This window comes from uncultured Sphingomonas sp. (assembly GCF_934560975.1).
Lineage (GTDB): Bacteria > Pseudomonadota > Alphaproteobacteria > Sphingomonadales > Sphingomonadaceae > Sphingomonas_I.
In genome coordinates, this window is record NZ_CAKTFO010000002.1 from 108,477 (window position 1) to 131,228 (window position 22,752).

24 protein-coding genes are annotated in these 22,752 nt (G+C 68.0%); 6 read left to right on the forward strand and 18 right to left on the reverse strand.

Going from position 1 to position 22,752, the window contains the following annotated elements:
• Positions 1-17: 17 nt before the first annotated feature.
• The 8 genes from Q0D93_RS02520 to leuB all read right to left on the reverse strand — a co-directional run bounded on the left by Q0D93_RS02520 (position 18) and on the right by leuB (position 5,503).
• Positions 18-875: a DUF2306 domain-containing protein gene (locus Q0D93_RS02520; protein WP_294390899.1), complete on the reverse strand. Its 858-nt coding sequence runs from the start codon at positions 873-875 to the stop codon at positions 18-20.
• 148 nt (positions 876-1,023) lie between these two features.
• The gene (locus Q0D93_RS02525) at positions 1,024-1,260 is read right to left on the reverse strand and encodes a hypothetical protein (protein ID WP_294390901.1); all 237 of its coding nucleotides are present in this window, start codon (positions 1,258-1,260) and stop codon (positions 1,024-1,026) included.
• A 117-nt stretch (positions 1,261-1,377) separates the two neighbouring features.
• Positions 1,378-2,163: a LysR family transcriptional regulator gene (locus Q0D93_RS02530; RefSeq protein WP_294390903.1), complete on the reverse strand. Its 786-nt coding sequence runs from the start codon at positions 2,161-2,163 to the stop codon at positions 1,378-1,380.
• Positions 2,160-2,552, reverse strand: a complete 393-nt coding sequence (gene apaG, locus Q0D93_RS02535) for a Co2+/Mg2+ efflux protein ApaG (protein ID WP_294391246.1) — start codon at positions 2,550-2,552, stop codon at positions 2,160-2,162. The genes Q0D93_RS02530 and apaG overlap by 4 nt, the downstream gene beginning before the upstream one ends.
• An 11-nt stretch (positions 2,553-2,563) precedes the next feature.
• Positions 2,564-3,769: an aminotransferase class I/II-fold pyridoxal phosphate-dependent enzyme gene (locus Q0D93_RS02540; RefSeq protein ID WP_294390906.1), complete on the reverse strand. Its 1,206-nt coding sequence runs from the start codon at positions 3,767-3,769 to the stop codon at positions 2,564-2,566.
• 59 nt (positions 3,770-3,828) lie between these two features.
• The gene (locus Q0D93_RS02545) at positions 3,829-4,020 is read right to left on the reverse strand and encodes a helix-turn-helix transcriptional regulator (RefSeq protein ID WP_294390909.1); all 192 of its coding nucleotides are present in this window, start codon (positions 4,018-4,020) and stop codon (positions 3,829-3,831) included.
• Positions 4,017-4,397, reverse strand: coding sequence for a hypothetical protein (locus tag Q0D93_RS02550; protein ID WP_294390912.1), 381 nt, complete (start codon positions 4,395-4,397; stop codon positions 4,017-4,019). Before Q0D93_RS02550 ends, Q0D93_RS02545 begins: the two co-directional genes overlap by 4 nt.
• 56 nt (positions 4,398-4,453) lie before the next feature.
• Complete coding sequence (gene leuB / locus Q0D93_RS02555) at positions 4,454-5,503, reverse strand: 3-isopropylmalate dehydrogenase (RefSeq protein ID WP_294390914.1); 1,050 nt, start codon at positions 5,501-5,503, stop codon at positions 4,454-4,456.
• 90 nt (positions 5,504-5,593) lie between these two features.
• Here leuB and Q0D93_RS02560 point away from each other — a divergent pair, with 90 nt between their 5' ends.
• The gene (locus tag Q0D93_RS02560) at positions 5,594-6,319 is read left to right on the forward strand and encodes a hypothetical protein (protein ID WP_294390916.1); all 726 of its coding nucleotides are present in this window, start codon (positions 5,594-5,596) and stop codon (positions 6,317-6,319) included.
• 24 nt (positions 6,320-6,343) lie between these two features.
• On the opposite strand, the gene Q0D93_RS02565 is transcribed toward Q0D93_RS02560, so the two are convergent.
• Genes Q0D93_RS02565 through Q0D93_RS02590 form a run of 6 tightly spaced genes read right to left on the reverse strand, consistent with a single transcriptional unit; the run spans position 6,344 to position 12,158 of the window.
• Positions 6,344-6,499 carry a hypothetical protein gene (locus Q0D93_RS02565; RefSeq protein WP_294390919.1) on the reverse strand — a complete coding sequence of 52 codons (156 nt, stop codon included), beginning with the start codon at positions 6,497-6,499 and terminating at the stop codon, positions 6,344-6,346.
• Positions 6,499-6,732: a hypothetical protein gene (locus Q0D93_RS02570; RefSeq protein ID WP_294390922.1), complete on the reverse strand. Its 234-nt coding sequence runs from the start codon at positions 6,730-6,732 to the stop codon at positions 6,499-6,501. The genes Q0D93_RS02565 and Q0D93_RS02570 overlap by 1 nt, the downstream gene beginning before the upstream one ends.
• 2 nt (positions 6,733-6,734) lie before the next feature.
• Complete coding sequence (locus Q0D93_RS02575) at positions 6,735-10,136, reverse strand: AAA family ATPase (RefSeq protein ID WP_294390926.1); 3,402 nt, start codon at positions 10,134-10,136, stop codon at positions 6,735-6,737.
• 29 nt (positions 10,137-10,165) lie between these two features.
• Positions 10,166-10,900: a thioredoxin domain-containing protein gene (locus Q0D93_RS02580; RefSeq protein ID WP_294390931.1), complete on the reverse strand. Its 735-nt coding sequence runs from the start codon at positions 10,898-10,900 to the stop codon at positions 10,166-10,168.
• A gap of 29 nt (positions 10,901-10,929) precedes the next feature.
• Positions 10,930-11,619 carry a thioredoxin domain-containing protein gene (locus Q0D93_RS02585; RefSeq protein WP_294390934.1) on the reverse strand — a complete coding sequence of 230 codons (690 nt, stop codon included), beginning with the start codon at positions 11,617-11,619 and terminating at the stop codon, positions 10,930-10,932.
• A complete protein-coding gene (locus Q0D93_RS02590; protein ID WP_294390936.1) occupies positions 11,616-12,158 on the reverse strand; it encodes a DciA family protein in 543 nt (180 codons plus the stop codon). The genes Q0D93_RS02585 and Q0D93_RS02590 overlap by 4 nt, the downstream gene beginning before the upstream one ends.
• 26 nt (positions 12,159-12,184) lie before the next feature.
• On the opposite strand from Q0D93_RS02590, the gene mutY reads away from it, so the two are divergent.
• Together mutY and nudC are read left to right on the forward strand one after the other, a co-directional pair.
• Positions 12,185-13,219 carry an A/G-specific adenine glycosylase gene (gene mutY, locus Q0D93_RS02595; RefSeq protein WP_294390939.1) on the forward strand — a complete coding sequence of 345 codons (1,035 nt, stop codon included), beginning with the start codon at positions 12,185-12,187 and terminating at the stop codon, positions 13,217-13,219.
• On the forward strand, positions 13,216-14,082 hold the full coding sequence (gene nudC / locus Q0D93_RS02600; protein WP_294390941.1) for an NAD(+) diphosphatase: 867 nt from the start codon (positions 13,216-13,218) through the stop codon (positions 14,080-14,082). Before mutY ends, nudC begins: the two co-directional genes overlap by 4 nt.
• A gap of 27 nt (positions 14,083-14,109) precedes the next feature.
• Here nudC and Q0D93_RS02605 read toward each other — a convergent pair whose 3' ends face one another.
• Complete coding sequence (locus Q0D93_RS02605) at positions 14,110-14,925, reverse strand: ferredoxin--NADP reductase (protein ID WP_294390946.1); 816 nt, start codon at positions 14,923-14,925, stop codon at positions 14,110-14,112.
• 218 nt (positions 14,926-15,143) lie between these two features.
• Between Q0D93_RS02605 and Q0D93_RS02610 the strand changes: the two genes are divergently transcribed.
• On the forward strand, positions 15,144-17,957 hold the full coding sequence (locus Q0D93_RS02610; protein WP_294390949.1) for a TonB-dependent receptor: 2,814 nt from the start codon (positions 15,144-15,146) through the stop codon (positions 17,955-17,957).
• 16 nt (positions 17,958-17,973) lie between these two features.
• Positions 17,974-19,221 (forward strand): MFS transporter, encoded by a 1,248-nt coding sequence (locus tag Q0D93_RS02615; RefSeq protein WP_294390952.1) that lies wholly within the window; start codon positions 17,974-17,976, stop codon positions 19,219-19,221.
• Here the strand turns inward: Q0D93_RS02615 and Q0D93_RS02620 are convergent.
• Positions 19,197-20,090 (reverse strand): iron-containing redox enzyme family protein, encoded by an 894-nt coding sequence (locus tag Q0D93_RS02620; RefSeq protein ID WP_294390955.1) that lies wholly within the window; start codon positions 20,088-20,090, stop codon positions 19,197-19,199. The two genes, Q0D93_RS02615 and Q0D93_RS02620, sit on opposite strands and share 25 nt — an antisense overlap.
• A 149-nt stretch (positions 20,091-20,239) precedes the next feature.
• On the opposite strand from Q0D93_RS02620, the gene Q0D93_RS02625 reads away from it, so the two are divergent.
• The gene (locus Q0D93_RS02625; RefSeq protein WP_294390957.1) at positions 20,240-20,527 is read left to right on the forward strand and encodes a YMGG-like glycine zipper-containing protein; all 288 of its coding nucleotides are present in this window, start codon (positions 20,240-20,242) and stop codon (positions 20,525-20,527) included.
• 70 nt (positions 20,528-20,597) lie between these two features.
• On the opposite strand, the gene Q0D93_RS02630 is transcribed toward Q0D93_RS02625, so the two are convergent.
• Both Q0D93_RS02630 and Q0D93_RS02635 read right to left on the reverse strand, forming a co-directional pair.
• Positions 20,598-21,299, reverse strand: a complete 702-nt coding sequence (locus tag Q0D93_RS02630; protein WP_294390959.1) for a glutamine amidotransferase — start codon at positions 21,297-21,299, stop codon at positions 20,598-20,600.
• A gap of 5 nt (positions 21,300-21,304) precedes the next feature.
• Positions 21,305-22,708: a nitronate monooxygenase gene (locus tag Q0D93_RS02635; protein WP_294390962.1), complete on the reverse strand. Its 1,404-nt coding sequence runs from the start codon at positions 22,706-22,708 to the stop codon at positions 21,305-21,307.
• Between the last annotated feature and the right edge of the window lie 44 nt (positions 22,709-22,752).

A 22,752-nucleotide genomic window follows, 5' to 3' on the forward strand; every position in this document is an offset into this window, starting at 1 on the left:
GTCCGGAGGGGGCGGTGTCAGGCGGCGGGCGCGCCGCTGAACCCGCTCACCATGCCCGGCCCCCAATAATCGACGGTGAAGCTCCACGTCGCCACCATCACGAACATGGCCGCCAGCAGCAAGATGACCGCCGCCGCCCAGTTCGTGGCGGAATTCGACGTGCTTCGTTTTGCGCGGATGAAGAACTCGGCCACCGCCAGGTTCGGCAGATAGAAGAAGAAGGCCATCGCCGCATCGAACCAGCCGCTGAAATCCGGATCGTGGCCGATGCGTCCGACCGTCAGGAACCAGAAGCCATATTCCATCCGGTACAACCATGAGCCGACCGTGAGCGCGAACAGCCGGATCGCCCAGGCGCGATGCGCTTCGTACCGGCGATCGCGCGCGCCGGCATAGGTCAGCACCGCCAAGCCGACCATCAACGTGCCGTAAAGCCCGAAGCCCGCGCTCATCACCGCCCCGCCGATCGTGCCCTTGGCGCCGATGAAGGCGAGACCGCCCAAGCCCGCCAGCCCGGCGGACAGGACATAGAGCCGACCCATCCAGCGATGCAGCCTCGGCACGCGGCGGCGGACGGCCCCAATCAACTGGATCGGCCCGAGCAGCAGCAACGTCCCCCCGGTGATGAAGTGCGATCCGATGGCGATCGTCGCCAGCGGCGTCGCGGCATCGTGCAATTGCGGCAGCGACTCGTTCCACCGGTCCGCCGTCCCGCTCAGCGCAACGCCGCCGAAGAAAGCGAGAATGTAGGCGCCGAAGATCGCCCCGCTCGCCCAACTCGCCGCCACCAGCGTCATGGCGCACGCCTTCAGGACGCTCCGCCGAACCCCGCGCCCCGCCGGCAGATTCACCTCATCCAGTCGAGCAGCCGCCATACCCGCTCCGCTTCCCAAGCAGTATAGCCCAAGTCTCAAGCCCTGTCATGAAGCATGTGCCAGAGGTCTAGCCTGCACCCAGCGAAGATAGTGATCCGTCAACAACCATCCCGGCAATTACATCGCTCCTCCCCGGACCATCGCGGATCTATGTATCCAACCGGATTAGAACTTCGTAGGCATCGCATTGGACGCGATCGAGACCACTGTCGATGACGGTGACAACAGTTCTCAAGACAAGGATCCGCGTGTCGCCGCCGCGGCGAAGAAAGGTGTTGCGGCCAACGATCCCGGCGGTGCGCTGACCGGAGCGAACATTGGCGAGGGAGGCGGCATTTGCGGCGCGATCATCAGCGAGCCGATCGGCGGAATAGGCATGAGCCATCTTGCATCCAAGGATAACAAGAAAGACGGACAGAAAAGGCTTCGGATGTGCCGCACCCCGATCAGGGCAGGCGACGCCGACACCCCCGTCTTTGCGGCCCCAAAAAAAGCTGTGCCCCTATCCGCCCAGTGCCGCGACCAGCGCCTTGACCTTCTTCTGCCGCCATTGCGGGACCGGCGCGATCAGCCAATAGGCGCGGGAGCAGGGGCGTCGGGCCAGTTCGATCACCCGCCCGGATGCCAGGTCGCCATCCGCCAGCAAGGCGGGAACGGTGGCGTGGCCCAGGCCGGCGGCGGCGGCGTCGATCGCCAGGCCGGCGTCGGCCACGGTGATGGCGGGGTCACCTTCCTTCATCGGGCAGCCGGGCCAGCCGATCACCCGGTCGGGCCCGTCGGCGCGGCCGATGGTCACATGCTCGCGCGGGCCGATCATCACGCCCTCATGTTCGCCTTTCTCCTCCGCCAGGCAGATGGCGACGTCGAGATTGGCCTGGGTGAAGTCCAGGCTGTCGTCCGCCGCGACCATGGCGAAGCCCAGCTCCGGATCGCTGCGGCCATAATCGGCCAGGCGCCGCGCCAGCCATTTGGCGGTCAGGTCGCGCGGCGCGGCGATGGTCAGCCGCTTGGACGATTGCTGCGCCTGCATGGCGCGCACCGCCTCCTCGAACTCCAGGAAACCGCGCCGCAGCGGCTCCAGCCCGGCCGCCCCCTCGGGCGTCAGCTCCAGCCCCTTGGCGGTACGGCGGAACAGCACCACGCCCAGCACATCCTCCAGCGTCCTGATCTGCTGGCCGACGGCGGCGGGCGTCACCGCCAGCTCGTCGGCGGCGCGGGTGAAGGACAAATAGCGCGCCGCCGCGTCCAGCACGCGCAGGCCGTTGAGCGGCAGGTGCGTCCGCTTCATCGCGCCACCGCCGGGCCGATCAGCGAGAAACGCGGGATCGCGGCGTCGAAGCTGGTGCCATCGCCGCGCAGCATGCGGTAGCTGCCCTCCATCGTCCCGTTCGGCGTATCCAGCGGGCAGCCGGAGACATAATCGTACGAGCCGCCGGGCGCGATCACCGGCTGTTCGCCGACCACGCCCTCGCCCTCCACCAGGTGGCGCTCGCCGCGCCCGTCCGTGATGATCCAGCGCCGCGTCAGCAATTGAACCTCGCCCGCGCCCTTATTCTCCAGCCGGATATGGTAGGCCCAGAACCAGCGCCCGGCCTCCGGCTGCGACTGGTCGGGCAGGAAGCTGACGGAGACGCGCACCACCATGTCGCCGGTCGCAGCGCTATAGGGGAACAGCATGTCGAACGGCGTCACAGCCCCGCAACCCTCAGCGCCTGGTCCAGATCGTCGATCAGGTCCGCCGGATCCTCCAGCCCGACGTTGAGGCGCAGCAGCCCTTCGGTCACGCCCATGTCCTGCCGCACGTCCTCGCTCAGCCCGGCATGAGTGGTGGAGGCGGGATGCGTCATCAGCGAGCGCGAGTCGCCGATATTGTTGCTGATGTCGATCAGCGCCAACGCATCCAGCAGCGCATGGGCCTGGCTGCGCCCGTCATCCACCGTCAGCGCGATGATCGTACCGCCGGCCGCCATCTGTTGCATCGCCAGCGCGTGCTGCGGATGGCTGGCGAGACCGGGATAGAGCGTCGCCACCCGATCCTCCAAAAAGGTTGCGACCGCCAGCGCATTGTCGCTCTGGCGGCGGATGCGCAGGTCCAGCGTCTCCAGCCCCTTCAGCACGACCCAGGCGTTGAACGCGGACAGGGTCGGCCCGGTGTTGCGGGTGAAGCCGAGCAGCGTCTTCTCGATGAACTCCTCCCGCCCGCACACCGCGCCGGCCAAGACACGGCCCTGCCCGTCCATCATCTTGGTGGCGGAATAGGCAACGATGTCGGCGCCATATTCCAGCGGCCTTTGCAGCATCGGGCTGGCAAAGGCGTTGTCGACCACCGTGGTGACGCCCGCCGCCCGGGCGATGCCGCACACCGCCGCCATGTCGACAATGTCCAGCGTGGGATTGGCCGGCGTCTCGAAGAAGAACAGCTTCGTGTTGGGTCGGATCGCATCGCGCCACGCATCGGTGTCGCGCCCGTCGACGATGGTGGTGGCGATGCCGAATTTAGGCAGCAACGTATCGGTCAGCCAGCGGCACGAGCCGAAGGCGGCGCGCCCCGCCACGACATGGTCGCCGTGCTCCAGCTGGCACAGCAGTGCCGCCGTCATCGCCGCCATGCCGGTCGCCATCGACCGGCACGCCTCCGCCCCCTCCAGCAAGGCGATGCGCTGTTCCAGCATCTCGACCGTGGGGTTCTGCAACCGCGAATAGGTCATCCCCGCCTGCTCGCCCGCGAACCGGGCCGCGGCATCGGCGGCGCGATCGTAGCTATAGCCGGAGGTGAGGAACAACGCCTCGCTCGTCTCGCCATATTCCGAACGCGCGGTGCCGCCGCGTACGGCCTGCGTCGCGGGACGCCAGCGGGAGGTGACGGAACGATCCTGACCGGTCTTGCGCTTCATGGCGCCGGTCTTTGCCCCCCGGCGCATGGGCGCGTCAACATGGCTGCCGCAAACCCATGTCACTCCGGGTCGAACATCGCCTCGATCGTCAGCCCGAACAGATGGGCGAGCGCGAAGGCGAGCGGCAGACTGGGATCGTACCGCCCCTTCTCGATCGCGTTCACCGTCTGGCGGGATACGGCCAGCTGCTCCGCCAATTGCCCCTGGCTCCAGCCGCGTTCTGTGCGCAGTTCCGATATGCGATTCTTCATCGGAAGCGGCGGCGGGCGATCGGCAGGCCCGCCATCCACGACACGGCCATGATCGGCCAGACCGCAAAGGGGTGCAGCCGCGGCGCACCGCCCAACTGCGCAAAGCCCCACCCCAGCGTCACCACGGCGGTGACCAGGAAACTGATGGCGATCGCATCCATCTGGATGCGGCGCTGCATCTCATCCATCCGCCACAGGCCACGGAGCACCGCCACCGCAACCGCCGCGATCCCGATCATCGGCACGAGCAGCAGCACGATCAACGTGCCGCCGTGCACGGGCCAGCGATGCACCGCCACGATCGTCGCCGCCAGCAACGCGAGATAGAGGCCCATCCCGGCCGCCAGTTCCTTCAGGTACGTCCGCATCGTGAACATAGGCCACCTCCTGTAAAGCGTGCTTTACAGGAGTTTAGACAAATGTAAAGCTTCCTTTACAGTTGTTCGCAGACCGCCGCCGTCATCTCCGCCGTGCTCGCCTCCCCGCCGAGGTCGGCGGTGCGGACGCCGTCCGCCAGCGTTCGCGCCACCGCCGCCTCGATCCGGTCCGCCTCCGCCGCCAGCCCGAGCGAGTAACGCAGCATCATCGCCGCCGACAGGATCGTCGCCAGCGGGTTGGCCTTGCCCCGGCCGGCAATGTCGGGCGCGGAGCCGTGGATCGGTTCGTACAGCCCCTTCTGATCGGCATCGAGCGAGGCGGAGGGCAGCATCCCGATCGATCCCGCGCACATGCTCGCCTGGTCGGACAGGATGTCGCCGAACAGGTTGCCGGTGACGATCACGTCGAACTGGCCGGGATCGCGCACCAGCTGCATCGCCGCATTGTCGACCAGCATGTGGCTGAGCGTCACGTCGGGATAATCCGCCGACACCTCGATCACCACGTCGCGCCACAGCTGCGAGGTTTCCAGCACATTGGCCTTGTCGATCGAACAGAGCCGCTTGCCCCGCGCCCGCGCCGTCTCGAACCCGACACGCGCGATCGCCGCCACCTGATCCTCGTCATAGGACATGATGTCATAGCCTTCGCGGCGGCCGGCGGCGGTGGTGCGCATCCCCTTTTCGCCGAAATAGACGTCGCCATTCAACTCGCGCACGATCACCAGGTCGATCCGCCGCGCCACGTCGGGCCGCAAGGCGGACGCGTCGGCCAGCTCGGGATAGAGCTTGGCGGGACGCAGGTTGGCGAACAGGCCGAGATGCTTGCGCAGCCCCAGGATCGCCTGCTCAGGCCGCAGATTGCGGGCGAGTGCGTCGCCACGCGGATTGCCCACCGCGCCGAACAGGATCGCGTCCGCCCGGCGCGCCAGATCCAGCGTCGCCGCCGGCAGCGGCTCGCCATCGCTCTCATAGGCGGCATAGCCGACCGCCGCCGTCTCGAATGCGAGCGCATCGCCGCACAGATGCTCCAGCACCTGCCGCGCGGCCGCCACGACCTCCGGCCCGATCCCGTCCCCAGGCAGCAATGCGATGCGTTTCGTCACGATGTTCCTCCAGAGTCGGGACGGCTCTTAGCCAGCGATGCCGGTGGTAAAAAGCTTCAACGGCGTGATCACGGAAGGAGAGGTGAAAAGATGTGGACGATCATGCTGGCGGTCATGGCCTCGGGCGCAGCGGCCGATTGCGCCCGGTTGGAAGCGACGCTGAGCACGCCCATTGCCATCACTGCCCGCCAACTGTCCGGACAGGAGGTCGGCGGCACGCTCATCCGCCCGGCGGAACCGTCCGTGCCGGCCACATATCAGGTCGGCCGTCTGAACTATCATGGCAATGGCATCGCCATCCACTCCTCCGACCGCCGGTTCCGGGGGATTGTGCTGGACCAAGCGTTCGGCGTGCACCACCGGTGCGGCAATCCCGTGTCAGGGCCTTCCGGCTGGAACGGCGGTGATCCAAACATCGTAACGTCAACGATGCGGATCGAACCCGTCCGCGCACGGGCCGTGCTGGCTCCTGCCGCAAGAATGCACGGCGGCACACCCTATCTTCGTGGTCAGGTGCTCGGCGCAACGTGGCCGGTATTCACCGATGGAGGGCGTTTCTTCCTTGGCCTGATGCATCCGCGCGGTCGGAAGCAACCCACGACCCTTGTTGCATTCCCGGCGCAGGCAGGGCCCGGGAAAACCATCACCCTGGCAACGATCCCTCTCCCGCTGCAGACGGTCAGTGCCCTTCCCGACCTGCACTTCCCTACGCTGTATGTCGATCTGCACGGCAGATCATCGAATCGCGAGTTGGTGAACGTCATTCTGTCGTTGGAGGCTTGGAGGGCAAGCTCGCTGGCAGCGGAATTACGATAATCGCGGATGGGTGAGCGGCCGCGGCTACCGCAGTCGCAGCCAGCGCCGCGCCATGAAAGCCACGCCACCCACGATGCCGATCCCCGCCAGTCCCATCAGCAGGATGCCGCCGCCCACCCACAAGGCCGCGCTGACCAGCATCAGCATGAACTGGCCGATGGCGAGGGTTGCGTTGACCATCAGTCGGGCCGCACGACTTCGGACACGATCCTGGCGCCGCCCGGCAGCAACGTGCCGCCGGCATGTTCGCGGCACGCCTCCTCCGCCTCCGCGGCGGTAGGGCAGACCTTGATCTCGCGCCAGCCGAACCAGCCGCGCGCCTGGGCGATATACCAGTCGCGATAGACACGGCCCGAGAACATCGCCTCGATCGCGCTCTTGCGCTGGAGAATGACGCGGTACTTGTTCGCCATTATCACTCCGCCGCCAGCAGGGTTTCCGCCCCGCCCAGATCCACCGAGACGAGGCGCGACACGCCGCGCTCGGTCATGGTCACCCCGAACAGGCGATGCATCCGGCTCATCGTCACCGCATTGTGGGTGACCACCAGATAGCGCGTCTCGGTCTCCCGCGTCATCGCGATCAGCAGGTCGCAGAAACGTTCGATATTGGCATCGTCCAGCGGCGCATCCACCTCGTCAAGGACGCAGATGGGCGCGGGATTTGTCAGGAACAAGGCGAAGATCAAGGCGACCGCCGTCAGCGCCTGCTCGCCGCCCGACAGCAGGGTCAGGCTGCCCAGCCTTTTGCCCGGCGGCTGGGCCATGATCTCCAGGCCGGCCTCCAGCGGATCCTCGCTGTCGATCAGCGCCAGATGCGCCTCGCCGCCCGCGAACAGGGTCGTGAACAGGCGGCGGAAATGGCCGTCCACCGCCTCGAACGCGGCCAGCAGCCGCTGCCGTCCTTCGCGGTTGAGACTGCCGATCGATCCGCGTAGGCGATGCACCGCCTGCGCCAGTTCCTCCTGCTCGGCCGCATTGACGGCGCGCGATCCTTCCAGTTCGGCCAGCTCGGTTTCCGCAACGAGATTGACCGGCCCGATCCGCTCGCGATCCGCGACCAATTTGTCGTGACGGGCGCCTTCCTCCGCCGCCAACTGGAGGCTGGAGGGATCGAAGCCCACTTTCTCCGCCAGCACGGCCGCCGGGCAGGAGAAGCGTTCGCCCGCCTGTTGCGACAGTTCGGCGCGGCGGCTTTCCCCATGCTCCGCCCGTGCCTGCGCGCCGGCCCGCGCCTCCCGCGCCGCCGCCAGCGCCTCGCCTATGCCGGCGGATGCAGTCTCGATCCGGCGGAGTTCGGCTTCGCGCGCAACCTCCCCGTCGCCCGCAGCTCTGGCGGCGGCGTCCGCCGCCTCCGCCTGTTCGCTCAGGGTGGACAAGGCGCGGGCGAGCGCATCCGGCTTACCGGCCAGCGCCCTGCGTTCGACCTCGACCGCTTCGGCCCGCCGCTCCATCTCGGCCAGGCGCTTGGCCGCATCGCCGGCGCGCGATTTCCAGCCTTTGGCCTCGGCGCGTGCGGTTTGGAGCCGCCGTGCGTCATGGTCGAGCGACTGGGCGAGCGCCAGCGCCGTGCCGCGCGCTTCGGCCAGGCGAGCGCGCGCCGCATTCGCCAGGGCGCCAAGCCGCTGCACCTCCATCCGCGTCGCCGTACCATCGGGCAGGGCCGCATGGATCGCCCCCGCCGCCTGGACCGCGCCGCCGGCTTCGGCCTGCTCCTGGTCGGCGCTCGCCCGGCGTTGATCCAGCGCCTTGGCCGCGGCGACGCGCCGCTCGATCGCGCCGGCGGCCAGATCCTCCTCGCGTCGGGCGGTGCGGAGCGCCTGTTCCGCCGCCGCGATCCGCGTCCGCGCCGCCTCGATCGCCCGCCGCGCGTCCGCCTGCTCGACCCCGGCCGCGTCCAGCGCCGCTTTGGCCGCAGCGACCCCGTCGCGCGCGGCGGGGAGCTGCCCGATCAACTCGGCATGGCGGTTGGCCCGGATCAGCCGTTCGGCGGCAGCCGCTCCGACATCGCGCGCATAATAGCCGTCCCAGCGGCGCATCCGGCCGGAGCGGGTGACGATGCGCTGCCCCGCCGCCAGCGGACCGCCATCGTCCGTGTCGACCACGCCCACCTGCGCCAGCCGGCGAAGCAAGGCCGCGCCACCTCGCACCTTGGGCGCGAGCGGCTCCACCCCGGCGGGCAAAAGCGGGTCGGCCGCATCTGGCTCCGCCCCGGCCCAGCCGCGCGCCCCGTCCGATCCGATCGGCGCATCCAGATCGTCGCCCAAGGCCGCCGCTAGCGCGCGCTCATAGCCGGGCGCGACGGTCAGGCTGGCGATCGCGCGATCACCCTTCACCTTGGCCAGCGCCAGGGCCAGCGCGCGTTCCTCGCTCTCCAGCGCGGCCAGGCTTGCGCGGGCGGTGGCGCTGACGCTCTCTGCCGTTTCGCGCGCGGCGGCGGCGGCATCGCGCCGCGCCTCAGCCTGTCGCAGCACATCGCCCAATTCCGCCAGCGTCGCCTCCGCCGTGGCAAGCGTCGCGCGGGCCACGTCGAGGGCCTCGGCCAACGGAGCCTCCTCCCCCAACGCCGCCAGCTCGTGATCGAGCTGCGCCACCGCCGCATCGGCCCGCGCCTTGCGCTGGCGGGCGGACGCCAGGGTCGTCTCGGCCACGCGCGCATCCGCCTGCTCGGCGGCGGCCCGTGCCATCGCCTGGGCGGACGCGACATCGGCGTCGCGGGTGGCGCGTTCGGCTTCGACCACGTCGGCATCGCGCGCAACCTGCTGCGCCTCCCCGCTGGCGAGCGACTGGCTCAGCGCGCGCTCTTCGGCGGCAAGCCGCTCCAGCGCGGCGGCGGCGTCGACGGCCAGCGTATCCTCGCGCGCGCGATCGGCGGCCAGCACCTTGGCCTGACCCGCCAGATCGGCCAGCCGCCGCTCGGCCGACGCTTTTTCCTGGCGTACCCCGTCCACCTTGAACCGTGCCCGGCTGGCGGCGTCGCGCGCGGTTTCCGACAGCCTCCGCGCCTCGGCCAAGGCGGCGGTGGCAGCGGCGGCATGAGCGGCGGCGGCACGCTGCGCCTCGCTCGCCTCCGCAACCGCCCGCTCAGCCGCGTCGGCCTCCGCGCGGGCCTTTTCCGCCGCCGCCGCCGCCTCACGCCACCTGGCGAACAGCGTCCGCGCCTCGGCCAGGCGAATGTCGTTGGACAGGGTGCGATAGCGTTCGGCGGCCTTGGCCTGCCGCCGCAGCGCCGCCATCCGCGTGTCCATCTCCCCCAGCAGCTCGTCCAGCTTGACCAGGTTGGCCTCGGTCGCGCGCAGCTTGATCTCCGCCTCGCGCCGGCGGACGTGGAGGCCGGCAATTCCCGCCGCTTCCTCCAGCATCTGGCGGCGTTCGACCGGCTTGGCGGCGATCACGGCGGCGATCCGCCCCTGGCTGACCAGAGCGGGCGAGTGCGCGCCGGTGGCGGCGTCGGCGAACAGCAATGCCACGTCGCGCTGGCGCACGTCGCGACCGTTGATGCGGTATGCGGAGCCGGCGCCGCGCTCGATCCGGCGCACGACTTCATTCTCCTGCCCGTCCTGCTCGGTCAGCAGCGACACTTCGGCGAAGTCGCGCGCCGCCCGCTGCGCGGTGCCGGCGAAGATCACGTCCTCCATGCCGCCGCCGCGCAGCGACTTGGCGCTGCCCTCGCCCATCACCCAGCGTATGGCTTCCAGCAGGTTGGACTTGCCGCAGCCGTTCGGGCCAACCACGCCGGTCAGGCCCGGTTCGATCAGCAGCTCGGCCGGCTCGACGAAGCTCTTGAAGCCCGTCAGCCGCATTTTCCTGATGCGCATACCCGTCCCCCGACCGGGCGCTCAGCGCATCAGCCGCCGACGGCTTGCTGCAACAGCGGGTCCAGCGTTCCCCAGGTGGCGGCGTTCTGCTGCAACTCGCCGTTGATCAGGAAGCTGGGGGTGCTGTTCACGCCCGCATCGGCCGCATGCTGCTGATTGGCGGTCAGTGCCTCGATGCGCTTCTGGTCGGACAGGCAGGCGGCGGCCTGCGTACGGGACAGGCCGCGCGCGCCGAAGAAGCCGAACATGCCGCCCTTTTCCGCCAAAGCCCTGAACTGATCGGCGGGCTGGGCATTCTGCAACGCCTGCTGTTCGGCCGGGGTCATCGCCATGACCTTGTTCAGGATCTCCTCCTGCACGGCGAACAATTGCTCGGACAGCGGGAAATAGGTGTCCGCGCCCCGGCACGACATCAGCAGGGCCAGCGGCGCATCGGGCGCATGGATCAGGAGCGAGCGGAATTCCCAGCTGACCCGGCCGGTCTTTACATATTTGTCGATCAGCTTGGGCGCGCCCTCGCTCTCGAACAGCTTGCAGTGCGGGCAGGTGAAGGAGGCATATTCGATCAGCTTCACCGGCGCATTGGGATTTCCCATGCGATAGCCGCCCTCCGGCGTCTCCACGACCATGTCGGACCAGCTCTTGCCCGCCGGCGCGGCAACGGACGCCACGGGTGACGACGGCGCGGCCGAGCCGGTCTTCTGCTCGGAACAGCCGGAAACGGCGAAGGCGGCAAGGGCGATCAGGCCAAGGGTACGGGTCATCACTGCGAAGGGATCCTGTCTGTTCTGGCTTATTTCAACGCGGCGGAGAGGGCGCGGTCAAGATCGGCCCAGCTGGTGATCCCCGGCGTCATCGTCCCGTTGATCAGGAATGTCGGCGTGCCGGGAAAATTGGGACGCTTCCACGCCTCGTCCGCCTGCGCGATCAGCACCTTCTGCTCGGCCGGGTTGACGGTGCAGGCGCGGACCTTGGCCTGGGTATAGCCGCGCGCCGCCAGCACCTGATCGAAGCCGGCGCCGACCGCCAGCAACGGCAGCAGGCGATCGGGCGGCAATTGCTCCTTGGGTGCCTCGGCCGACTGTGACCATGTCGCCGCGCGGCCCATCCACGCCTGCTGCTGACCATAGAGCAAGGGCGCCACCGCGAAGAAGGATTGCGGTCCGTCGCAGCGCGCCACCATCGACGCGGCGAAGTCGAACCCGTCGCGCAGTGCGTGGCGCACCTCGTAGCTGACCTGCCCGGTGCGGATATATTTGGCGGTGAGCGGAAGGATCGCCTCGCCCTCCAGCTTCGCGCAATGCGGGCAGGTGAGCGAAAGATATTCGACCAGATTCACCCTGGCATCGGGGTTGCCCTGAACGAAGGCGCCCGCGGGCGTCCGGTTCGTGACCTTGGACCAATCCTGCGGGGCGGCGACGGCCGACGTTGCGATCGAGGCCGCGAGGACGAAACCGGTGGCGAGGCGATGAATCTGGCTCAATCGTTGCTCCTCTTGGTCTCGTTGCCGCCGATCCGGGGCAGGCCGCTGCTGGCCGCGACCGCGCCGGCGAGAGCGGACAGGCATTCGCGTAATTCCGGGTCGGCGATGCCGCGCAGGCTCTCGCCCAGTTCCGCCGGAACCGGCCGCACCGATGGCGGCGCCGCACGCGACGACCGCGCAGCGATGTGCCCCTGCTTCATCGTGACGCGCGTTACGGCCTCATAGCCGAAAAAGCGGTTGGTCCGTTCGATGATGACCGGCTCGACATGCTGCATCATCGGCGCATGGGCGCCCTGCACCACCACGGTCAGCACGCCACCGGCGCGCTTGCCGGCCGGGAAGCGGATCGATTCGGGTGCCGAAACCTCGGCATAGCGCGGGCCGACGATCTCCGCCCAGCGGCTCACCACCGCCGACTGCACGAAGCCGAAACGGCGGAAAGCCGCGCCGCCAATCTCCGGCAGCAGGTCCGCGACCGCCTTCTGACCGCGCCTGCGCGGCTCCTCCGGCGGCCCGTTCCGACTCTTTCGTTCACTCATAGCCTCGCCCATGCCATAGCGCGGCCATGCCCGTCGATAGCGGCCGCGCGCCGGCCGAGGCGCTCCTTGCCTGGTACGATCGTCACCGCCGCCACCTGCCCTGGCGCGCGGACAGCGGCGTCGTGCCCGATCCCTATGCCGTGTGGCTGTCCGAAATCATGCTGCAACAGACCACGGTCGCGGCCGTGAAGCCTTACTTCCGCGCGTTCCTCGATCGCTGGCCGACGGTGCAGGCGCTGGCCGCCGCCGAAGATGCCGACGTGCTCGCGGCCTGGGCGGGCCTCGGCTATTATGCGCGCGCCCGCAACCTGATCGCCTGCGCGCGCACCGTTGCCGCGATCGGGGCCTTTCCGGACAGCGAGGAGGGCCTGCGCGCGCTGCCCGGCGTGGGCCGCTACACCGCCGCCGCCGTGGCCGCCATTGCGTTCGGTCGGCGGGCGGTGGTGGTCGACGCCAATGTCGAGCGGGTCGTGTCGCGGCTGTTCGCGGTCGAGACGCCTTTGCCCGCCGCGCGGCCGGAGCTGTTCCGGCTCTGCGACACGATCACCCCGAAAGAGCGCGCTGGCGACTTCGCGCAGGCGATGATGGACCTTGGCTCCACCGTCTGCACGCCACGCGCGCCGACCTGCATATTGTGCCCGCTGGCGGACCATTGCGCCGCGCGCGCGGCCGGCACCCAGGCCCTCTATCCGCGCAAGCAGCCCAAGGCCGCCAAACCCGAACGGCGCGGCACCTTCTTCTGGATTGAACAGGACGGCCGCGTGTTGCTGGTCCGCCGCCCCGCCTCCGGGCTGCTCGGCGGGATGCGCGGCTTGCCGACCGGACCGTGGGTCGAGGGTGATCCGGGACTGGAAGGCGCGCCTCTCGCTGCCGATTGGCGGGAACTTGGGACCGGCCGGCACGTCTTCACGCACTTCGCACTGTCGTACCGGGTGGTTGCGGCGGAGGGCGGCGCATACGAGGGCGAATGGTGGCCGGTGGACGAACTCGCCGCCGCCGGTCTGCCCACATTGTTCGCGCGCGCCGCCGCCCTGGCACTGGTTGAAAGAGAGGTAGCATGACGTTCGTGCCCGGCTTCACAGGATCGCCGCTCGACCGGTGCGAGCCCGCGCGACGCGATCCCGCCCGGTTCGCGGCAATGGTGGACGATTCCCGCGCGCTGATCCTGCCGCTGGCGGAGTACATCCCGTCGGTCGAAGCGGCAGAGCTGTCGTGGCAGCCCCTGCCGCCCCTGCCGCGCGAAGAATTGCTGCTGATGGGCACGATCGACGGCATCCCCCGCTTCGGCTGGATCGACCCGCAAGCGCCGGGCGCGCGCCGCACGCCGGAGCTGATGGCGCTGCTGGCCACGTTGGCGCCGGGCGAGGCCGCGACCTATGCCGCCGCGCGATCGGTGCTCGACTGGCACGCCCGGCATCGTTTCTGTGCCCAGTGCGGCGGCAGAACCCATCCGCATCATGCCGGATGGGCGCGGGTTTGCCCGGTCTGCAACGCCGAACATTATCCCCGCACCGATCCGGTCGCGATCATGCTGGCGGAATATGACGGGCGGGTGCTGGTCGGACGCCAGGCGGCCTTTCCGCCTGGACGCTATTCGGCGCTCGCCGGCTTCATTGAGGTCGCCGAGTCGGTGGAGGAAGCCGTTGCGCGCGAGCTGAAGGAGGAAGCGGGCGTGGTTGCCACCTCCGTCCGCTACGTGTCGAGCCAGCCCTGGCCCTTCCCGTCTCAGCTGATGATCGCCTGCATCGCCACCGCCGCCGACGATCGCATCCAGCTCGACATGGCCGAGCTGGAGGATGCCAAGTGGGTGGATCGCGACCAGGTGCGCGCCGCTTTGGCGGGCGCACCCGATGCCGCATTCCTGCCCCCGCCCGATTATGCGATAGCCAACACCCTGTTCCGGATCTGGCTGGCGGAGGGCTGAGGCTCAGCCTCAGCCTCAGCCTCAGCCTCAGCCTACGAAGGCGCGCTCAATCACATAGTCGCCGGGCTGCGCATTCGACCCTTCGGTGAAGCCTAGCTGTTCCAGCAGTTCGGCCGTGTCCTTGATCATCGCCATCGATCCGCACAGCATCACCCGGTCATGTTCGGGGTCGAAGCGCGGCGGCTCCCCGGCATTGCCCTGGAACAGCCGTCCATCCTTGATCAGCACGTCGATACGGTCGCGCGTGTGGAAATCCTCGCGCGTCACGGTCGGCACATAGGTCAGCTGCTCGGCCGCGACATTATCGACCAGCGGATCGTCGGCCAGCTTGCTTTCCAGCCACTCGCGATAGGCGAGGTCGCTGACCCGGCGGACCGAATGGACCACCACCACCTGGTTGAACAGGTCGTAGACGTCGGGATCGCGGATGATCGACATCCACGGCGCAAGGCCGGTGCCGGTGCCCATCAGGAACAGCCGGCGGCCGGGCTTCAGCGCGTCGGTGACGAGCGTGCCGGTCGGCTTGCGGCCGAGATAGATGTCGTCGCCTTCCTTGATCTGCTGGAGTTGCGCCGTCAGCGGCCCGTTCTCCACCTTGATCGACAGGAATTCCAACTCCTCGGCATAAGCCGGCGAGGCGATGGAATAGGCCCGCAGCAGCGGCTTGCCATTGTCGCCCTGCAGCCCGATCATCACGAACTCGCCGGAACGGAAGCGGAAGCTGGCCGGGCGGGTGATGGTGAAGCTGAACAGATGCTCGTTCCAATGCTTCACGCTCAATACCTTTTCGACCGACAGGCTGGCCGTAGGCTCAAGCGGGGCGATCACGGCATGGGCGGACATGATGGGAACGGCACCTCGATAAATGGAAAGGTCGCGCCTTAGGCAGGCTGTGCCGGCCATGCAACTGGCCAGGTCCCGCCGCCAGCTAGAATAGCTTGGCCGGCGCATAGCTGAGACGGCGCGCCGTCATTTTCGCCATTGAGCCCCGCCGCCAAGGGGGCTAGCGGGCGCGGCCGCATCGGCGGGACATGGATCCGGCCGCAAGGGGGAGCGATATTTTGGTAATTATTCGTGCGTTGGGCATAACGGCGGCCTTGCTGTGTACGACGTCGGCACTGGCGCAGAGCGATGTCGCCCCGCAGGCCGACACGCCGCCGTCCGGTGACGCAGGCACCGACATCGTCGTTACCGCCACCCGCCGCGCTAGCCCGCTGGCGAACGTGCCCGTCGCCGTCAGCGCGGTCGACGCGAGGCGCATGGCGGAAAGCGGTGCGACCGATATCCGCCAGCTCAACCAACTGGTGCCATCGCTGCTGGTCTCCTCCACCTCGTCGGAGGCGGGCGGCGGCGGCGCGCGCATCCGTGGTATCGGCACGGTCGGCGACAATGCCGGGCTGGAAAGCTCGGTCGCGACCTTTGTCGACGGCGTCTATCGCAACCGCGCGGCGGTGGCGCTGACCGAACTGGGACCGCTGGAGCGGGTCGAGGTGCTGCGCGGTCCGCAAAGCACCTTGTTCGGGCGTAACGCATCGGCCGGCATCATCAACATCGTCACCGCCAATCCGGAGTTCACCCAAAGCGGCTATGGCGAGGCGAGCATCGGCAATTACGACTATCGCCGCTTCGCCGCCGGCCTGACCGGCCCCCTCTTCGACAATGTGGCCTATCGGATCGACGGCGTGCTCACCAAGCGGCGCGGCTTCGTCGAGGAACTGGCGTCGGGACGCCACATCAACAATCGCGACCGCTGGCTGGCGCGCGGCAAACTGCTCTTCCGCCCGCATGATGGCCTGTCGCTGCTCCTCTCGGCCGATTATTCGCATCGGGACGAAGAATGTTGCGCCGGCCCCTACCGGCCGACCGCCGACGTGGTCAGCTCCACCCCGGGACAGCCCGGCGGGACGCCAATCTATCGCCCCTCCTCGATCGAGGCGATCATCACCGGCTTCACCTCCGCCGTGCCCGGCGCCGACAAGGGGCGGGTCGAAACCGACACCTTCGCCCGCAAGGTCGTGCTGACGCCCGGCCGCAGCTTCCGTCAGGATGTGGAGGATTATGGCACGTCGGCAGAGCTTAACCTCGACATCGGCGGCGCGCACCTCACCTCGATCAGCGCCTATCGCGGCAATCGCTTCATCAAGGGGCAGGATGCGGATTTCTCCAGCCTCGACCTGACGGTGCGGCCCGACGACGGCAGCGGCTTCACCCGCTTTCGCACCTTCACCCAGGAAGTGCGGCTGCAAGGACAGGCGTTTGCGGGCCGTCTCGATTGGCTGGTCGGCGGTTACCTCGCCGACGAACACCTGACTTACGTCGACAACAATGCCTATGGCGCGGACTTCGAGGCATTTGCCGCCGCGCGCATCGCCGCCGCCGGCCCGATCTTTTCCGCCTTTCCGCGCTATGGCTTCGGCAATCTGAGCGGGTTTGCCCGGGCGTTCAGCGATGCCCAGCTCGCCACCTCAACCGTGCCCGCCGCATCGCGCGGAGCGGTGGCCGATGCGGTTGCCGGCGCGGTGCGGAATGTCGCACTGAACGGCACCGGTCAGCTTGATCGCTTCCGCCAGCATGACCGCAATCTGGCTTTGTTCACCCACAATATCGTCCGGGTGACCGACCGGCTCTCGCTGACACTGGGGGCGCGCTACACCGACGACCGCAAGTCGGTGGATGCATCGCTCGTCTCCACCAGCGGGTGCGGCGCTTATGCCGCGAACCTTGCCCGACTGCGGGCGCTCGCCGCTTCCGCCGCCGCGAACCCCGGCGGCAATGGCGGGCTGAACTCGGCCATTGCGGGCGTCTCCGGCGCGCTCGCCAACCAGGCGCTGGGTGGCTTTGCCGGGCTCGCCTGCGTGGTGAACAGCGTGCAGGGCGACTTCGATGATGATCGCCACGAAAAGAAGTGGACCGGCACCGCCGTGCTCAGCTGGAAGCCGACCGAGCGGATCATGACCTATGCCAGCTTCGCGCGCGGCTACAAGGGCGGCGGGTTCAATCTCGACCGCGCGCAATTGTTCAACACCGCGACCCTGGCCCAGCAGCCGTTCGAAAGCCTGCAATTCAAGCCGGAAACGGTGGATGCCTGGGAATTGGGCGCGAAATATGCCGGCGGCGCCGTCACCCTCAATGCGGCCCTGTTCTACCAGCGCTTCCGCAACTTTCAGCTTAACACCTTCAACGGATTGAATTTCATCGTCAGCAACATCCAAAGCTGCAAGGACGATCTCGGCGGGCGCGACGCGGATGCGGTCGCCGGCAATTCGGCCTGCGACGATACACGCAGCGGCGTGGTGTCCAAGGGGCTGGAACTGGAAGGCAGCGTCCGCCCGGTCCGCGACGTCACGCTGACCGCCGGCTTCACCTATGCCGACACCCGCTATCGCCATGGGCTGGTCGGCACGCCAGATCGCGTGACCGGCGACAATTCGCTGCCTCCTGCTTTGTTCCTGCTGCCGGGGAGCCGCCTGTCGAATGCGCCGAAATACGTCGCGACGGGATCGGCCGGCTGGACGCCCGCGATCGGCCATGGGTTGAGGGGGCTGGCTTATGCCGACATCCGCTATACCAGTCAGATCCACACGGGTTCGGACCTGTTCCCCGAAAAGGACCAGACCGGCGTTGCGGTGGTCAATGCCCGGATCGGCATCGGCCGCGTGGACGGGGGATGGAGCCTGGAGCTGTGGGCGCAGAATCTGTTCGATGCCAACTACATCCAAACCGGCTTCAACATGCCGTTGCAGGGTGGCGGCAGCGGTGGCGTGCCCGGCACGGTCGGCGCGGTCCGGGCGTTCGGGACCACATCCAGCCAATTGCTCGGTGCCTTCCTGGGCGAACCGCGCACGTGGGGCCTGACCGCGCGGACCAAATTCTAGGACACGGGAGGGCGTGATGCCGAAGCGTTATGGGGCGATCGCCCTCCTTACCTTCATATATGTTCTGAACTTCGTCGACCGGCAGCTGGTCGGCATCCTGGCTCAGCCGATCAAGGCCGATCTCGGGCTTTCCGATCGGGAATTGGGACTGCTGACCGGCGTCGCCTTCGCTTTGTTCTACACCACCCTTGCCTTGCCGATCGCGCGAGTGGCGGAGCGGCGCAACCGGACGGGCGTGATCGCCCTGTCGCTTGGCGTCTGGTCCGCCATGACCGCCTTGTGCGGTTTTGCGCGTGGCGTGCCGCAACTGATGCTTGCGCGGATCGGCGTGGGTTTGGGTGAGGCAGGCTACGCCCCCGCCGCGCAGTCGCTGATCGCCGATCTGGTCCGTCCGGAGCGGCGCGCGACTGCTCTGTCCATCTTCTCGCTGGGCATTCCGATCGGCATGCTGGTCGGCGCGGTGGCGGGCGGCTGGCTGGGACAGACGCTGGGATGGCGAATGGCGTTTATCGCTCTGGGGGTGCCGGGCATCCTGCTCGCATTGCTGGTCCCATTGGTCATCCGCGAGCCTGAACGGGGCAAGATGGACCGTGCCCAGTTGAATGCGGCCCCGTCCTTCGCCCATGTCGTGCAGCAATTATGGGCCGCACCGGGCTTCCTCCACATGGCCGCGGGCGCCACCCTGTCATCCTTTGCCGGTTATGGCGTGACCAGTTTCGCGGTGTCGCTGCTGATGCGTGGACGCGACCTTGGCCTGGCGCAGGCGGCGAGCGGCTTCGGCCTGGTGGCGGGAGGCGCGGTCGGGATCGGCATCGCGGCGGGCGGATGGTTGTCCGATAGTCAGCGGCGTAGCGGCAGCGGCCGGGTTGCGGCGGGTGGCGCGGTGGTCGCCGGCTTGTGCTTCTCGGTGGCGCTCATCCCGGGCGCAGGCCTGACCCAGCTTGCCGTTTGCGGCGGCGTCGGTCTTGCCGGGGCACACCTCTATTTCGGGCCGACCTACGGACTGACGGTCAACAGCGTCGGCCCGCAGTCCCGCGCCACCGCCATTGCCATCCTGCTGATGCTGATGAACGCTGTCGGCCTCGGTCTCGGCCCACTCACGGTCGGTGCGTTGAGCGACCATTTCGCGCGGGCCGATGACGCGGCCTATGGCCTCGCCACGGCGCTGCGCTTGACCGTGTTGTTATATGTCTGGGCGGCCCTGCACTTTGCAATGGCGGGGCGCGCCCTGCGTCGGGGTCAGCCCCACAACTCCGCGCGGTAGCGGTCGAAGCACAACTGGCCGCAGGTCAGGCGGATCAGCGCGCCTTCCGCGATTGCCACGGCACGGGCGGGGTCCTCAGCCACGACCGGGCGCAGCACTTCGCGGTTCCAATCCTCGCTATGCTTCACGTCCAGCACGGCGTGGAGGTCGAAATAGCGCCGCTCGCGGTTGGACAGGCCGATCCGCTTCAGCCCCTTCGCCACCAGCGCCGACCGGCCCGGGGCGGTCAGCTCGATCACACCCAGCGCGCCGACCGAGTGCCAGGCATAACGCCGGCTGGTCGCCATCGCGGTCATCGCATTGGCCAGCGCCAGGCTCTGCCACACCGTATTCTCGATCACCGGACCGACCTGCAGCGTCTCCACCAGCGCATCCAGCATCGGGCCGTGCATCCCGGCTTCTTGCCCGCGGCCCATTTCGTCCCAGTAATTGCGGGCGAGTTCAAGCTTGGCGGTGGTCGGCATCTTGATCTGCGTCATCGCGACCAGATCGTCGAACCCGGCTTCACCCGCCGCCTCCTGCTCGAAGAACCATTTTAGCTGTTCCGGGCTGGCCTCTTCCGCCAGCCACGGGAAGAGCCGGTCGCCCTGCCCCGGCCCGGTCTGCTTCAGCTCCTCGAACCAGGCGACGAAGCCGTCCACGTCGGTCGGCGCGGCGGCAGCGCGATCCACGATCCCGGCCCGCACCTCCTCCAGGAAGCCACCTTCCAGCCGCGCCATGCGCAGGTCGCGTTCCATGCGTTTCTGCCAGTCGTCGGACGGAAAGCCCGGAACCAGCCGTTCGCGATTCCAGTGGGCAAGGCCGCGCTGGAAACTGTCGGTCAGGAATTGGGATGATCGGAGGGAGTCGTGGTCAGGCTGGGTCGCCACGTTGGTAATCCTGTTTTGTCGAGATATTTCAGGGCTGAACGGTGGAACCAGCCCGGTGTTCCAATCGTACATGAACCCGAAATGAAGGAACTCTCACCCTTTTGTGCCGTTCACACCGCACAGTTTGGCGTGCAACAAGGAAGAGAGTCATGAAGCGTAAGTCCATCATCGCCACCGTGGTCGCGATGTCGCTCGGCCTGGCCACTCCGGCCATGGCACAGAGCGCGGAGCAGTTGCTGAAGGGCACCGCCATCGGTGCGGGCGGCGGTGCGCTGGCCGGCGCGGTCCTTCCGGGTGTCTCCACCGGCAATGGCGCGCTGATCGGCGCGGCGGGCGGCGCCGCCTATACGGCGCTGAAGAAGAACAAGAAGTATTATCGCGACAGCCGTGGCCGCAAATATTACATCGATAAGCGTGGCTATCGCCGCTACAAGTAAGCCTTCGCTTGCTGGCGAACATATAGGGCCTCGGGAGCGATCCCGAGGCCCTTTTCATGCAGCCCCAGGTCTAGCTATTCGGCAGGTTGCAGAGCCATTCGGCCAGCATGGCGCGCCCCGCCGCCGCCGCCGCCGGCCCGAGCCGCGCATGGTCCTCCAACAGGGCCGCGCGCGTCATCCCCGCTTGGCGCACATAGTCCTCGTTCGCCGCCCAATGCTCGAACCGCGCATCCTCGCCCATCTCCGGATGGAATTGCAGCGCGAGAACCGCATTGCCCAGGCGGAAGCCCTGGTTGGGATAGAGGTGGCTCGCGGCGAGATGCTCCGCCCCGTCCGGCAGGTCGAACGTGTCGCCATGCCAATGCAGCAAGGGCACGCCGGCCAGATGGCGTAAAGGCGAGGCGGCGCCCGCGTCGCTCAGCGCCACGGGTGCAAAGCCGATCTCCGTCACGTTCCCCAGATAGACGCGAGCGCCCAGTGCGGCGGCGATCATCTGCGCCCCCAGGCAGATGCCGATGGTCGGCCGCCCCGCCGCGATCCGCAGGGCAAAGCCGGTCACCTCGCGCTCGATCCACGGAAAGGCGTCGCGCTCATAAACGCCCATCGGCCCACCCATCACCGCCACCAGATCGGGCGCGAGCCAGTCGAGAGCAGCAAAACACGGATCGTCGGCATCGATCCGGGCGATGTCATAACCCGCCTGCTCCATCGGCAGGCGAAAGCCGGCCGCGCCCTCCATCGGCGTATGACGGACGACGAGGGCGCGGGGCATCGGGATCAGTCGCCGGTCAGGATGCGATCGACCAACTGCTTCACGGTCGGCACGAACCCGTTGGAGTAGAAGGGGTCCTGCTTGAACTTGTAAGCGGCGTGGCCCGCGAACATCAGGTTATGTTCCACCGGACCGCCATGCCCGATGTCCTGCAAGGTCTTCTGGATGCAGAAGCTGCGCGGATCGGCAAGTCGCCCGGTCGAATTGCCCTCCGTATCGGCCCAGGACGAGAAGGAGCATTGGCTGAGGCAGCCCATGCAATCCGCCTGGTCCTTGCGGATGATCTTCATCTCCTCGGGCGTGACGAACACCAGGGTGTTGTCCGGCGTCTTCAGCGCCACGTTGAAGCCCAGAGCATCCCATTCGCGGGCACGGTGCAGGTCGCCCAGCGTCACCCAGAAGCTCTTGCCCTTGACGCCCACGTCCAGCTGGAACTGATGGTCGCCGGCCGCCTCCATCGAAAAGGCGATCTGCCGCTCCGATCGTGCCTCAAGGTTGCGCAGGAAGCTGTTGCGCACGGCCGAAGAATAGAAGCCAGTGGGCGAGAAGCGGTGCAGCAGGATGTCGCCCTCGTCCAGCGTCAGCAGCCGGTCCTTCCACTCTTCCGAAATCGGGCTTTCCCGCGTCAGCAAAGGCCGCGTCCCGAACTGGAAGGCGATTGCGCCCAGTTCCGGATTGTCGATCCAGTTGCTCCAGTCGCGCAGGTGCCAGACGCCGCCGGCCATGATGATCGGCACATCCTCGCTCACCCCGCCAGCGCGCATGGTTTCGCGCAGCGCCTTGACGCGGGGATAGGGATCCTGCGGTTGGCGCGGATCCTCGGCATTGGACAGGCCGTTATGCCCGCCCGCCAGCCAGGGATCCTCATAGACCACGCCGCCCAGCCATTCGGCTGCCTTGCTGTAGGCCCGCTTCCACAAGGCGTTGAAGGCGCGGCCGGAGGAGACGATCGGCAGGTAGTGCACGCCGTATGACGCGGCGATCTCGCTCAATTTATAGGGCATGCCCGCGCCGCAGGTGACGCCGGCCACCAGCCCCTTGGTGCGTTCCAGCACGCCCTGCAGCACGCGTTGCGCGCCGCCCATTTCCCACAGGACGTTGATGTTGATCGCGCCCTTGCCGCCGGAAATCTCCCACGCGCGGCGCACCTGCTCCGCCGCGCCGTCGATGGCATATTGGACCAGCTCTTCATGCCGTTCGCGCCGGGTCAGCGCGCGATAGACCTGCGGCACGATGCGCCCGTCCGCATCGTAACTGTCGGCATTGACGGCGGAGATCGTGCCGATGCCGCCCGCCGCAGCCCAGGCACCCGCACTCGCATGATTGGATACAGCGACGCCCTTGCCGCCTTCGATCAGCGGCCAAACCTCGCGGCCGCCATAGCGCATCGGGCGCAAACCCTTGAACAATCCCGCCTCCGGATAGACAAATGATCGGCGGCATATAGGCCAGC

Bases quoted from the DNA above. Each gene is read 5' to 3' on its own strand.
- Q0D93_RS02590 (WP_294390936.1), bottom strand. From the start codon at position 12,158: ATGAGTGAACGAAAGAGTCGGAACGGGCCGCCGGAGGAGCCGCGCAGG.
- Q0D93_RS02630 (WP_294390959.1), bottom strand. From the start codon at position 21,299: ATGCCCCGCGCCCTCGTCGTCCGTCATACGCCGATGGAGGGCGCGGCC.
- Q0D93_RS02530 (WP_294390903.1), bottom strand. From the start codon at position 2,163: ATGAAGCGGACGCACCTGCCGCTCAACGGCCTGCGCGTGCTGGACGCG.
- Q0D93_RS02520 (WP_294390899.1), bottom strand. From the start codon at position 875: ATGGCGGCTGCTCGACTGGATGAGGTGAATCTGCCGGCGGGGCGCGGG.
- Q0D93_RS02525 (WP_294390901.1), bottom strand. From the start codon at position 1,260: ATGGCTCATGCCTATTCCGCCGATCGGCTCGCTGATGATCGCGCCGCA.
- Q0D93_RS02625 (WP_294390957.1), top strand. From the start codon at position 20,240: ATGAAGCGTAAGTCCATCATCGCCACCGTGGTCGCGATGTCGCTCGGC.
- Q0D93_RS02560 (WP_294390916.1), top strand. From the start codon at position 5,594: ATGTGGACGATCATGCTGGCGGTCATGGCCTCGGGCGCAGCGGCCGAT.
- Q0D93_RS02550 (WP_294390912.1), bottom strand. From the start codon at position 4,397: ATGTTCACGATGCGGACGTACCTGAAGGAACTGGCGGCCGGGATGGGC.
- Q0D93_RS02575 (WP_294390926.1), bottom strand. From the start codon at position 10,136: ATGCGCATCAGGAAAATGCGGCTGACGGGCTTCAAGAGCTTCGTCGAG.
- Q0D93_RS02570 (WP_294390922.1), bottom strand. From the start codon at position 6,732: ATGGCGAACAAGTACCGCGTCATTCTCCAGCGCAAGAGCGCGATCGAG.
- nudC (WP_294390941.1), top strand. From the start codon at position 13,216: ATGACGTTCGTGCCCGGCTTCACAGGATCGCCGCTCGACCGGTGCGAG.
- Q0D93_RS02615 (WP_294390952.1), top strand. From the start codon at position 17,974: ATGCCGAAGCGTTATGGGGCGATCGCCCTCCTTACCTTCATATATGTT.
- Q0D93_RS02605 (WP_294390946.1), bottom strand. From the start codon at position 14,925: ATGTCCGCCCATGCCGTGATCGCCCCGCTTGAGCCTACGGCCAGCCTG.
- Q0D93_RS02545 (WP_294390909.1), bottom strand. From the start codon at position 4,020: ATGAAGAATCGCATATCGGAACTGCGCACAGAACGCGGCTGGAGCCAG.
- Q0D93_RS02565 (WP_294390919.1), bottom strand. From the start codon at position 6,499: ATGGTCAACGCAACCCTCGCCATCGGCCAGTTCATGCTGATGCTGGTC.
- Q0D93_RS02540 (WP_294390906.1), bottom strand. From the start codon at position 3,769: ATGAAGCGCAAGACCGGTCAGGATCGTTCCGTCACCTCCCGCTGGCGT.
- mutY (WP_294390939.1), top strand. From the start codon at position 12,185: ATGCCCGTCGATAGCGGCCGCGCGCCGGCCGAGGCGCTCCTTGCCTGG.
- apaG (WP_294391246.1), bottom strand. From the start codon at position 2,552: ATGCTGTTCCCCTATAGCGCTGCGACCGGCGACATGGTGGTGCGCGTC.
- Q0D93_RS02580 (WP_294390931.1), bottom strand. From the start codon at position 10,900: ATGACCCGTACCCTTGGCCTGATCGCCCTTGCCGCCTTCGCCGTTTCC.